The organism is Pantoea sp. C8B4 (genome assembly GCF_051336905.1).
In the GTDB taxonomy this organism is placed as follows: Bacteria; Pseudomonadota; Gammaproteobacteria; order Enterobacterales; family Enterobacteriaceae; genus Pantoea; species Pantoea rwandensis_B.
Genome location: NZ_JBGMNK010000004.1, coordinates 198,952 through 210,766, shown reverse-complemented (window position 1 = coordinate 210,766; position 11,815 = coordinate 198,952). Strand labels below are relative to the sequence as shown.

General features: G+C 52.5%; 10 protein-coding genes. 5 read left to right on the top strand and 5 right to left on the bottom strand.

Going from position 1 to position 11,815, the window contains the following annotated elements; translation table 11 throughout:
- Positions 1-23: 23 nt before the first annotated feature.
- Genes rcsB through ACCW76_RS07280 form a run of 3 tightly spaced genes read right to left on the bottom strand, consistent with a single transcriptional unit; the run spans position 24 to position 4,511 of the window.
- Positions 24-674: a response regulator transcription factor RcsB gene (gene rcsB, locus ACCW76_RS07290; protein ID WP_034825012.1), complete on the bottom strand. Its 651-nt coding sequence runs from the start codon at positions 672-674 to the stop codon at positions 24-26.
- Between the two features lies 1 nt (position 675).
- A complete protein-coding gene (gene rcsD, locus ACCW76_RS07285) occupies positions 676-3,333 on the bottom strand; it encodes a phosphotransferase RcsD (protein WP_436338225.1) in 2,658 nt (885 codons plus the stop codon).
- Between the two features lie 23 nt (positions 3,334-3,356).
- Positions 3,357-4,511: an MFS transporter gene (locus tag ACCW76_RS07280; protein WP_436338165.1), complete on the bottom strand. Its 1,155-nt coding sequence runs from the start codon at positions 4,509-4,511 to the stop codon at positions 3,357-3,359.
- A 909-nt stretch (positions 4,512-5,420) separates the two neighbouring features.
- Here ACCW76_RS07280 and ompC point away from each other — a divergent pair.
- Positions 5,421-6,521, top strand: a complete 1,101-nt coding sequence (gene ompC, locus ACCW76_RS07275; RefSeq protein WP_436338163.1) for a porin OmpC — start codon at positions 5,421-5,423, stop codon at positions 6,519-6,521.
- Between the two features lie 56 nt (positions 6,522-6,577).
- On the opposite strand, the gene ACCW76_RS07270 is transcribed toward ompC, so the two are convergent.
- On the bottom strand, positions 6,578-7,132 hold the full coding sequence (locus ACCW76_RS07270) for a TetR/AcrR family transcriptional regulator (protein ID WP_436338162.1): 555 nt from the start codon (positions 7,130-7,132) through the stop codon (positions 6,578-6,580).
- Positions 7,133-7,227: 95 nt separating this feature from the next.
- On the opposite strand from ACCW76_RS07270, the gene ACCW76_RS07265 reads away from it, so the two are divergent.
- Positions 7,228-7,683 (top strand): DUF1348 family protein, encoded by a 456-nt coding sequence (locus ACCW76_RS07265; RefSeq protein WP_436338161.1) that lies wholly within the window; start codon positions 7,228-7,230, stop codon positions 7,681-7,683.
- A gap of 2 nt (positions 7,684-7,685) precedes the next feature.
- On the opposite strand, the gene ACCW76_RS07260 is transcribed toward ACCW76_RS07265, so the two are convergent.
- Positions 7,686-7,838, bottom strand: a complete 153-nt coding sequence (locus tag ACCW76_RS07260) for a hypothetical protein (protein WP_436338160.1) — start codon at positions 7,836-7,838, stop codon at positions 7,686-7,688.
- A gap of 399 nt (positions 7,839-8,237) precedes the next feature.
- Here ACCW76_RS07260 and apbE point away from each other — a divergent pair, with 399 nt between their 5' ends.
- From apbE to ACCW76_RS07245, 3 genes are all read left to right on the top strand, one after another.
- Complete coding sequence (gene apbE / locus ACCW76_RS07255; protein WP_436338159.1) at positions 8,238-9,275, top strand: FAD:protein FMN transferase ApbE; 1,038 nt, start codon at positions 8,238-8,240, stop codon at positions 9,273-9,275.
- Between the two features lie 15 nt (positions 9,276-9,290).
- Entirely contained in the window at positions 9,291-9,932 is a 642-nt protein-coding gene (alkB, locus tag ACCW76_RS07250) for a DNA oxidative demethylase AlkB (protein ID WP_436338157.1), read from the top strand.
- An 85-nt stretch (positions 9,933-10,017) separates the two neighbouring features.
- A complete protein-coding gene (locus ACCW76_RS07245; RefSeq protein ID WP_045813625.1) occupies positions 10,018-11,670 on the top strand; it encodes a multidrug ABC transporter permease/ATP-binding protein in 1,653 nt (550 codons plus the stop codon).
- Positions 11,671-11,815: the final 145 nt, after the last annotated feature.

Here is an 11,815-nt window from a genome sequence, read left to right as displayed (position 1 = left end):
CCGAAGTGCGCCTTTTTGACTTCTTAATCTCTTTCAACCTGAGTCGCGCTCACGGAAGAGAGGTAATTCAGCAGGGCGATATCATTTTCCACCCCGAGCTTCATCATCGCCGATTTCTTCTGGCTACTGATGGTTTTGATACTGCGGTTCAGTTTTTTAGCGATTTCCGTTACCAGGAAACCTTCTGCAAACAGGCGCAGAACTTCACTCTCTTTCGGCGACAGACGTTTGTCTCCGTAACCGCCAGCACTGATTTTCTCCAGCAGTTTCGCCACGCTTTCAGGCGTATATTTTTTGCCTTTCTGCAGGGCTGCCAGTGCTTTTGGCAGATCGGTCGGTGCACCTTGCTTCAGTACAATCCCTTCGATATCCAGATCCAATACGGCGCTCAGGATCGCTGGGTTATTGTTCATGGTCAGAACGATAATTGAGAGATCCGGATAGTGGCGTTTGATGTACTTAATCAGTGTGATGCCATCACCGTATTTCTCGCCTGGCATAGAGAGATCGGTAATCAGAACGTTAGCATCCAGTTTGGACAAGCTGTTAATCAGTGCTGTTGAGTCTTCAAACTCACCTACAACGTTGACCCATTCGATCTGTTCCAGAGACTTACGGATACCGAACAGAACAATCGGATGGTCATCGGCAATAATTACATTCAGGTTATTCATCTTATGGGTTACCTTGCTGCAGCAGTTGGTTGACGTATGCGTCAATTTCACTGGTGGTATTTATAATGGTTAAATCTTCACATAGTTTTATGTGATGTTCTAACTCTTCACAAAGCTGTTTACCTGGAACCAGATTTAGCATGGCGAACACGCCTTTCAGGCGATGTGCAGTCTGAGCAAGCGAGGGATAATCCTTCTCCGCTGCCTCAGTATACAGTCTCTTCACATCAGGCGGTACTGTCTCGGTAAACAGCTGGAAATAGCCTCCGCTCATCAGCGGCGTGGCAGCCTCATCTTCACTACTTTCCTCCATCAAATCATGAGCCATTTGCTTTTCAATCAGTGCCAGCAGCGCGTCAAGCAGCGCATTGCTGAGATTGAAATTGACCCGGTATTGCTGATCGTTCAATGCGTGGTGACCCATTTCGTCACCGGCTAATAGCAGAGCCCAGCCATTGAGGCGGGCGGGATCGTCAGTGATCAGCACATCATGATCCTGACCGGATAAACGTTCGTCAGAGGTCAGGCAATTCGCTCCCCAGTTTTCTAACTGGCGGCAAACAATTTTGTGCACATCTTCGACGGCGATATCAACCAGCGCGGTCACGCCCTCCAGCAGTTTCTCTTCCTGCTCGCCCTGCAGTTCCAGCGCGAGGGGCAGCTGAATATTATAGCGCGTGCCGATATCGGGCTTGGCGATGATCTCCAGCTGGCCACCCATCTGCTTGCACAGCTGCTTGCAGAGGAAAAATGCCATGCCAGAGGCCTGGCCGTAACGATCCTGGGTGGTTTCGCCCAGATACGGGAAATCAACATTCGCCAGCTCATCGACGCTCAGGCCGGAGCCGGTATCCACCAGTTGCAGCAGCACTGAGTTGGGTTTGTTCTCACTGGCTTTAATCTCCAGCGTAATCTTGCCCCACTGCGTGGTGGTTAGCGCATAGTGCATCAGGGTGGTCAGGACTTTGCGCAGTGCACGGCGATCGCCAAAGCGCATCTCGTCGTTCGCCAGATGGTTGTTGACTACCAGCGCCAGCCCTTTACGGCGCATCAGCGGTAGGCTTTCCAGCGCGATGTCGTCTAGCAACTCCTGCAAATTGAACACGCTGGCATCCGGCGACCAGTCGTGTGCTTCCAGGCGATTCAGCAACACAATGTCATCGACCAAACGAGACAGTCCCTGACTTTCATCCAGCAAATCCAGCACGCTTTCATCGTCATCACGCTGGCTGAGTTGCACCAGTTGCGCCACCATGCTCTCGAGCGGACGGTTGAGGGCGTGACCGAGATTTTGCATCAACTGCTGACGCATCTGATGATTACGATCCAACACCTGCTGTGCCTTCTGCAGCTTTTTATTCACCAGCAATTCACGGTCCTGATCGCGCATCATAAACAGTTGAGTATGCGGTGACAGCACGCTACGGGCGTGGCGGATCTCATACACCTCGTTGTTGATGGTGGCCTGCAGCACGCCCTGATGCTGATCGGACATATTGATGATTTTCTGCAGGTTCAGATGGGGCAACAGATGCTCGGCAATTTTGTTGCTTAACAGCGTGCGATTGGTGGCGAAGTCATATACCAGCAAACCCACCGGCAGGCTCGCAACAATCTCTTCATTCAGCATGCGCAGCGAATCCAATTCGGCGCTTTGGTTCTCGTTCGGGCGCAGTGACTGCTGGCGCAATAAGGTGATGCCGGCAATCGAGAGCAGTAACAGCACCAGATTGATCAACAGCGGCCACATCAGATTATGCAGGGTATCCAAAGCGAGGCTGGTGAGCGGCACGCGATAGACCAACTGCAGCGAAGTGCTGGGCAGTGACGCTGCAATTTCGAGATTGGGATTCGCCAGTGAAACCGATGTCGTTTCGCTGGTGGTATCGTCGCTGCTGGTGCTGGAAGATTGCGTGGCATCCTGAATTAACTGGAAGTTTTCTAGCGGCATGCTGTGTGGGATCAAATCGTTGATCGGCAGATCAAAAGCGACCACCGTGGCGAGGTGACCAGGCTGGTTGAAGGTCGTACGCAGGGTAAAGTAGTGATCATTCTGCCAGGCGAAATGGCGCAGCGGTGAAAAGCTTTCACGCTCGTCCAGCGCATTGGCCTGTTGCAGCATCTCGGCACGGCGGCTGTCAACCAGCGTATTGATGGCGCTCTCTTTATAACGCGTTGCCATGTCTTTCAACGGCAGCGTCGAGATCATGATCAAGCTGTTGTCCTGGCCATTAAGGAAATACATTGACCAGGTTGGATTCTCTGCGCCCCACAGTGTATCGAGGTAGTTGGACATGCGCATTGTCATATCCAGCGTGCTGCTGTCGTGGGAGCCAAAGATCAGCGCCTCCGTTTTACGGCGCGTCTTTTCCAGATAATAAACATCCGGGCGCAGGCGGGTTTCCTGCAGATTGGCATTGGGCGCAGATCCGGCCGCGCTGGTGGCGAGATTTTCATAAATCTGCCAGGTCGCGAAACGCGAGGCATCGATACGTTTTTGTACTGCACGCGCTAAATCGGTCATCGCGTAACGCTTCTCAGTAATCCAGGCGTTAACGCTGTTGTGCACCATGGCACCCAGTGCCAGAAACAGCACCAGGTTGAACACCACGAAGAAGCGGGTGACGTTACCCGAGGTCAGCGGAAATTTGTAAGGCAGCATAGTGTCTCAGGATCCTGCGATTAGCGCGCCACCAGGCGAGCACTGGCGGCAACGGCCAGCAGCAGCAGGGCGATCAATAAAAATGCGCCACTCAAACTGAGCCACTGGGAAATAAATCCGATTAAAGCCGGACCTGAAAGAATACCTGCATAGCCTAATGTTGTCATGGCAGAAATCGCCAGATTCGACGGCATATCGTGTTGATTCCCGGCCGCATTAAATAGCATTGGCACGGTGTTGGCTAAGCCGAATCCCACCAGCAGGAAAGCCAGCAGTGCAACCTGTGGCCACGGCAGTAGCACCGCCAGCGTCATACCCGCTGCAGCGGCTAACGCACCCGTGACCATGACGGGATAGCGGCCAAAACGTTGAATGACTTTATCACCGGTGAGACGGCCGATTGTCATCGCCACGGAGAAGATGGCATAGCCCAATCCCGCATGTGCTACGTCCATCTCTGTGTTTTGCAGTAACAGCAGGGCGCTCCAGTCGAGCACCGCGCCTTCTGCCAAAAACAGAATGAAGCACAGTAACCCCAGGAAGGCGACCCAACCGCGTGGGATCACCAGCCAGGGTTGATCCGGCTGATGCAACCGTTCAGTCATTAACGTTGGCAAGCTGAACACCAGCAGCACCACGATTAACACCATCACCACCGCGACGGCATGTAGGGGAGAGAGACCACTGGCCAGCAACAAACTGACGCTACCGGCACCAATAATCCCGCCAAGGCTGAAGAAACCATGGAAACCCGACATCATCGGCTTGCGTGCAGCTTTCTCCACTTCAACGGCCTGCACATTCATGGCGACATCCAGCATGCCCAACCCGGCACCGAAGATCATCAGTGCCGCAGCCATCAACCACATCACATTGAGCAGAGTAAGCAGTGGCAGGATCGCCAGCACCACTAACGTGGAACATAACATCACTCGACGACCGCCCACGCGGGCGATTAACGCACCGGTGATCGGCATCGCTGCCAGTGACCCCACACCGAGGCACAGCAGCAGCCCACCTAAGGATGCGCCGCTCAGTGCCAGACGCTGGCTGGCAAAGGGAACCAATGGCGCCCATGCCGACATGCAAAGTCCGGCGATCAGAAAGACGATGCGTGTACCCATGTTGACACGCTGATGCAAATGATTGTGCTGTGCGGCGTCCAGTGCTGTCATAAAAGTCTTATCAATAGCCGTTAAAGCGACGAAGTTTAGCATTAAAGCTGACGTCACACCGCTGTTCAGAACCGTTGAGTTCGGAAAAGATGAACGTCAGAAACAGGCATATTACCGAGTTTTGGCATGGCGTAACGCTTTTCCAGAACTTTCCTGGCACCTGAACGACCTTCCTGCCTCGCACAATCGGTCGCAAATTGAAATTTCATGATGGAACAGGATGAATATAAAACCACCATCGGTAATAAATCCGCGCGGCACTTTGCCTTAACCAATTGAATAAGAGAAAACTCATGTAGGCTAATAGGAGGGAGTCTGGACCAGAGAATATTCCAGTATTCTTAATTACGCACAGAAATTAACATTGCAGAATGATGGCTATCGATTGAACAAAAAGTGCGAAAAATAGCTAATAATGCGCTGGAGAGATTGTGTTAATTTAACCCAATCAACTAACTTTACTTAAAATTACGCGGGGATGCGTGATTTTGGCAAAAAAAATGCCGGACAAACATGTCCGGCGGGAATTAGGGTAAAACATCTCATTCGGGGTGAATGAAGGAAATAATGAAATAAATGATGATAGCGGGAGTAATTGTATGCGCTGAAGTGATTTTAGTTTTATCATTCAGTGCGGCAAGGGATATCAATTTAACCTGTTGTTATTAAATGAATAAATAATCGATTGCCAATATGTGCTGTATTTTTTGTTGATCCGTGCTGATTATTAGTTCCACGATATTTACATTTAGAAATAACTATTAAATACAATGAAACACTTTTGGAAATTTAGTATCATTTTCGTGATAGATTATTGCCCCGTATAAAATAACAATGGCTTGCCGGCTGAATTTTTAATCGTTCAGTTTGCAGTGGCATAAATAAAGGCACATTAAAGAGGGTAATAAAATGAAACGTCGCGTTCTCTCCCTGATGATCCCTGCATTGCTGGTTGCAGGTTCAGCAAGCGCAGCTGAAATTTACAACAAAGATGGCAACAAATTAGACCTCTACGGTAAAGTCGATGGTCTGCACTATTTCTCCGACAACTCAGGTTCTGACGGTGATCAGTCTTACCTGCGTTTCGGCTTCAAAGGTGAAACTCAGGTCACAGACCAACTGACCGGTTATGGCCAGTGGGAATACCAGGCTGCACTGAACACCTCTGAAAACGAAGGCACCGCCAACAGCTTTACGCGTGTCGGTTTTGCCGGTGTGAAATTCGGTGATGCCGGTTCATTCGATTACGGTCGTAACTATGGCGTGATCTATGATGTTTCTGGCTGGACTGACGTATTGCCAGAGTTCGGTGGCGATACCTACGGCGCGGACAACTACATGTTCCAGCGCGGTAACGGCATGGCGACCTACCGCAACACCAACTTCTTTGGCCTGGTGGATGGCTGGAACTTTGCGGTCCAGTATCAGGGCAAAAACGATAACCCAACTGAATCCGCTAGCGGTCGTGATGTGCTGGGTGAGAACGGTGATGGTTACGGCCTGAGCACCACTTATGACATCGGTTCCGGTTTCGGTATCGGTGCAGCGATGTTCCAGTCTGACCGTACTAACAATCAGAACACCGGCGCTATCCTTGGTCGTGGTGACAAAGCTTCTGCTTACACCGGCGGCCTGAAATATGACGCCAACAACGTGTATCTGGCCGCGATGTACACCCGTTCGTACAACGCGACGCGCTTTGGTTCAAGCGATGCGACCTCTTTTGGTTACGCAGATACAGCGGATAACTGGGAATTGGTGGCACAGTACCAGTTCGACTTCGGTCTGCGCCCATCCCTGGCGTTCGTCTCTTCTCGCGGCAACGTGGAGAACTACGGCGATCAGAACCTGAAAAAATATATTGATGTGGGTGCGACTTACTACTTCAACAAAAACATGTCGACCTATGTTGATTACCAGATCAACATGCTGGACGACAACAACTTCACTAATGCAGCCGGCATCAACACCGACGACATTGTGGCGCTGGGTCTGGTTTACCAGTTCTAAGTTGCAGCCTGGTAGGGCGTACCACTGTGCGCCCTTCGGCGGCCTTCGGGCCGCCGCTACTGTAGCAATGGCGTTAGCGCACTTCGTAATACCTGCACAATCTCCTCTGCCTCTTCCCCAATCTGTACCTGCACAATAGCCCCTTCGACCAACAGCACAATCGGTGCGATTTTGTCCTGGATTTCGGTTGGCAATTTATCAGCGATGGCCTGGGCCATTTCCTGTTTATGCTGGCGAATCAGCAGGCTGGCTTCCGGCAAGGTATTGCCCAATTCTGCTGCCGTATTGATAAATGCACAGCCGCGATAGTCGTCATCGTTAAACCAGCTCAGCAGCGCGGCGGGCAGGGCATCGACCAGATCCTCGTGCTGCGCCAACGCGCTGCGAAAGGCGGTCATCCAGCGCTGATGGCGCGTTTGCAAAAAAGCCAGAATGAGCGCGTTTTTCGCCGGAAAGTGGCGATAGAAGGTCACTTTCGTGACGCCAGCCGCAGCGATGATCTTGTCTATGCCTGTGGCACGAATGCCTTGTTGGTAGAACAGTTGCTGTGCGCTGAGCAGAATGCGATCGCGCGCGGCGGCACTTGCGTCAAAAACCAGAGGTTCCAGCATCAATACATTCCTGAAATTTGGTGTAGACAGAATTGTCTACATACGGCAGGATGAATCAAGTAGACAGATCTGTCTACATGCTCAGGAGAGAAATTATGCTGGTTCCCCCGTTTAATCATCAGACTGCTTTAGAGAAAGTGCGCATGGCGGAAGATGCCTGGAACAGCTGCGATCCACTGCGGGTATCTCAGGTTTACAGTGAAGATACGCGCTGGCGTAATCGGAGTGAATTCGTCAATGGGCGCGCTGACGTCGTGGCATTTTTACAGCGCAAGTGGGCAAAAGAGTTGAGTTATCGTCTGATCAAAGAACTTTGGGCGTGGCACGAAGATAAGCTTGCTGTTCGATTTGCTTATGAATGGCAGGATGATAGCGGCAACTGGTTTCGCAGCTATGGCAACGAAAACTGGCACTTTGGGGCAGATGGGTTGATGATTCAGCGCTTCGCCTGTATCAACGATTTACCGATAACGTCGCAACAGCGCCTGTTTCACTGGCCGGCAGGAAGACGCCCGGATGACCATCCGGGCCTGAGCGAGCTGGGTCTGTAACGTTACGAAATTGTGCGCCATTTTTTGGCTTTTGGCGCAGATGGCGCCGGCGTACTTTGCGTCGGTACGCCACCTTCCATCGCGACGCCTGCCAGCGTAAACGCTGAGAAGCGCAACCAGTGTTGCCAGGTTTGTTGTGTTTTTGTCTTGTCCATTTTGCACCTCGCTGATATTCAACTCAGTCTCAACGGTGCAGAATTCATGCCAGGTCACCGCTCTCAGCGCCACGCGGCCTCAATCTAATTTGCTACACTCCGGCAGCGCTGAAGCGGTGCATATCATGATTCCATGGTGCAAAAATTTAACGTTTTCGCGAGGGGTAATGCTGAATCAGTCGATGGCGATAGTGCTGCCAGCAGCGGAAAGTCCCGAAGATGAACAGAACGGCGGATACAGCGAGAATCATAAAAATCATCAGTCGCTCCTGTGCGGTTAGGGGCTTGAGCGCTTAATCCTCTGTCAGTCTGGTATGGACATCAAGCAGCTTTAGCCTGTTTTACAAGCGATTTATGCTTTGAAACAGGATGAATTAATAGGTTACAGATGAGGAAGTGATGAGTATTAAGAATATTCTGCTAATTGGTGCGCTGGCCGGTGCGTTAACCGGTTGCGATCAGCAAGCATCCCGCAGCGCACTGGTGTTAGAGGGGAAAACCATGGGCACCCAGTGGCGCGTTAGTCTGGCGGGCGTGGATCCTCAGCGCCAGGCCGCTTTGCAGCAGGCTATTCAGCAGCAGCTTGACCGCGATGATCATGAGCTCTCTACCTGGAAAAAGGATTCGGTGCTGTCGCGCTTCAATCAATATCAAGGTAATCAACCACAGCCGGTGAGCGCGGATATGGCCGATATCGTGGTTGAAGCCCTGCGCATCGGCAATAAAACCGGGGGCGCGATGGATATCACCGTCGGCCCGCTGGTCAATTTGTGGGGGTTCGGACCCACGAAACAGCCTGTGCACACCCCGAGCCAGGCGCAAATTGATGCAGCGAAAGCGCAAACCGGCTTACAACATTTGCATGTGATCCAGAGTGTGGACGGACAGTGGTTGCAGAAAGATCTGCCCGCGCTGGATGTCGATCTTTCAACCATGGGGGAGGGATATGCCACCGATCATCTGGCACGACTGATGGAGCAGCAGGGTATTACCGACTATCTGGTGTCGGTAGGGGGCGCAGTGCTGACCCGTGGGCAGAATGCCAGCAATCAACCCTGGCGTGTGGCAATCCAGAAACCCACCGATCGTGAAAACGCCGTCGAAGCGCGCGTTGATCTGCAAGGTCACGGTATCAGCACCTCAGGCAGCTATCGCAACTATTATGAACTGGATGGTAAACGCATTTCACATGTGATCGATCCCGCGACCGGACGGCCCATCGAACATAAGCTGGTCTCGGCCACCGTGATCGCCACCACGGCGCTGGAAGCCGATGGCTGGGACACCGGGCTGATGGTGCTGGGCAGCGAGCGGGCACAAGCGTTGGCACTCAAGGAGCATTTGGCGGTTTATCTGATTAGCAAACAGGGGGACGGCTTTACGCACTGGATGTCACCCCAGTTCAAATCCTTCCTGATCGATCAGGAAAGCAAATAACGGCAGGAGGCGCAGATGCTGGATCTGTTTAGTGACGAAGCACCATGGCAGGAACCGTTAGCGGAAGGCGCGGTGATTTTACGGCGCCGTGCACGCGATGATGCGGATGCATTGCTGGCGGCGATACAGCAGATTGCCGGGCAAAACCCCTTTGCTCACCGCATCACACCAGGTGGACATCGCATGTCGGTGGCGATGACCAACTGTGGCGATTTAGGCTGGTCAACGGATTCGCGCGGCTACCAATACACGGAGCAGGATAACGCCAGTGGGCATAAATGGCCGCCGATGCCTGCGCTGTTCCGCACGCTGGCGCAACAAACCGCACAGGAAGCGGGTTTTTCCGGCTTTAACCCGGATGCCTGCTTAATCAACCGTTATGAACCCGGAGCCAAACTCACCTTGCATCAGGATAAGGACGAGAAGGATTTGCGTCAGCCGATTGTTTCAGTGTCATTAGGCCTGCCTGCGGTGTTCCAGTTTGGTGGTTTTGAGCGCGGTGATGCCACGCAGCGGGTGCTGCTGGAGCACGGTGATATCGTGGTGTGGGGCGGCCCCTCACGCCTGCGTTATCACGGCATTCTGCCGCTCAAACCTGGTATTCACCCGGCAGCGGGCGCCTTTCGCTTTAACCTCACTTTCCGCCGCGCCCACTAACGGCACAGTGAATGAGAATTAATCTTGCTATCATCCGGAGCACCATTAAACTGCAGGCTGCTTGGTTGACCTCCGGAATCTGTTAATGGCATTGCTGCATGTGGTTTATCGCCAGTATCGCTGGCCTTTTATTGGCGTCATTCTGCTGACGCTGTTAAGCGCCGCGCTCGGCATCGGCTTAATCGCCTATATCAATAACGAGCTGATCGTCGCGGTGAATACCTCGATTTCTGTGCTGCCGAGTTTTCTGGGGCAGCTGTTTCTGCTGATGGCCGTGACGCTGGGTTCGCAACTGGCGTTAACTCAGCTTGGCCATCACTTTGTCTGGCGCCTGCGCGGCGAGTTCATCAAGCGTATTCTGGATACGCGCGTCGAGCGCATTGAGCAGATAGGTAACGCGCAACTGCTGGCGGGACTCACCAGTGATGTACGTGCGATCACCATCGCCTTTGTCCGCCTGCCGGAACTGATTCAGGGCATCATTATTACCCTGGGTTCCGCGCTCTATCTGGCGTGGCTGTCACCTAAAATGTTGCTGCTGACCTCGCTGTGGTTAGTCATCACTCTGGTGGGCGGCTGGTTGCTGGTGTCACGTGTGTATCAACACATGGCGAAACTGCGTGAAATCGAAGACGACCTTTACCGTGATTTCCAGACCATCATTGAAGGGCGTAAAGAGCTACAGCTTAACCGCGAGCGTGCTCAACTGATTTACGATACCGTGTATCAGGAAAACGCCAAAAGCTATCGTCATCATATCGTTCGTGCCGACACCTTCCATCTCAGCGCGGTTAACTGGTCAAATATCATGATGCTGGGTGCGATTGGCATTGTGTTCTTTATGGCCAATGGGCTGGGTTGGGCGAACACGGCGGTGGCCGCGACTTACTCATTGACGCTGTTGTTCCTGCGTACGCCGTTACTGGCTGCGGTGGGTGCCTTGCCGACCTTACTGAGCGCACAGGTCGCCTTCCGTAAAATCAACACCTTCGATCTCGCGCCTTACGATGCACAGTTCAAAGCGCTGCCACAGGTGAGTGACTGGCAAACACTGGAACTGCGCGATGTCTGCTTCCATTATGGCGATCACGGTTTCCAGGTTGGCCCGATTAATCTGACGCTGCATCGTGGTGAGTTAGTGTTCCTGATTGGTGGCAACGGCAGCGGTAAATCCACGTTGGCGATGCTGCTCACGGGCCTGTACCAGCCACAATCAGGCAGTTTGCTGTTGGATGGCAAAGTGGTTGACTGGCATAACCTCGATGCTTACCGCAAACACTTCTCAGCGGTGTTTACCGATGTGCATTTGTTTGATCGCCTGATCAGTCACGGCGGCCAGCCAGCGAATCCTGGACTGGTGCAGCAGTGGCTGGAACGCCTGAAGATGCAGGACAAACTGAAGCTGCAAGGCAATAAGGTGCTGAATCTGCAACTCTCTAAAGGGCAAAGTAAGCGACTGGCACTGCTTCTGGCGGCGGTGGAGGAACGCGACATCCTGCTGCTGGACGAGTGGGCTGCCGATCAGGACCCGCATTTCCGACGTATCTTTTACCGTGAATTGCTGCCCTGGCTACAGGCATCGGGCAAAACAATATTTGCCATCAGCCATGATGATCACTACTTCATTCATGCTGACCGCTTGCTGGAGATGCGCGAAGGCCAGTTGAGTGAACTGACGGGCAATGAACGTGAAATGGCCACGCTGGATGCGGTAAAGCGCACTGACACGGGTCATTAACGTCAGCTGGGATAGCTTAGCAAAAACCCTTATTGGGCAAGGTGTTGTCAGGCAGGTAAGGTAAGTTTCAACAGAGATTCCTCGTCTCTGTCTCCCTGGAACACTTCTGTCGTCTTGTGTTGTCACCGGCTTAGATTGATTCTGA